The organism is Anaerotignum faecicola, from assembly GCA_024460105.1.
GTDB lineage: Bacteria > Bacillota > Clostridia > Lachnospirales > Anaerotignaceae > JANFXS01.
Map to the genome: position 1 here is coordinate 1 of JANFXS010000629.1, position 382 is coordinate 382.

At 44.5% G+C, this 382-nt stretch carries 1 protein-coding gene; it reads left to right on the forward strand.

The annotated features are described in order from the left end of the window. Positions 1–382 (forward strand): response regulator transcription factor (locus NE664_15725; protein ID MCQ4728083.1); only part of this gene is annotated, 382 nt, incomplete at both ends.

A 382-nucleotide genomic window follows, 5' to 3' on the forward strand; every position in this document is an offset into this window, starting at 1 on the left:
GTTTTATTCAGGGGAGGAAGTCCTTGTCTGTATTGGGAGTACAGACTTTGATTTGGCTATATTGGATATCATGCTTCCGGATATCAGTGGACTTTCGATATGTCAGTCCATACGAAGTAAGGAGTACACATATCCGGTAATCATGCTTACGGCTAAGGATGGAGAGACGGATAAAATTACCGGGCTTACACTCGGTGCAGATGATTATATTACAAAACCGTTTCTGCCTCTTGAGCTTGTAGCAAGGGTAAAGGCCCAGCTACGCCGTTACAAGAAATATAATGCGGGCTCAGCGGTTCCGGCAGCAGATGAAATCTTCAAATATGCCGGTTTGTCGATGAACATTAAGACATATGAATGCCGGCTTAATGGAGAGACGCTG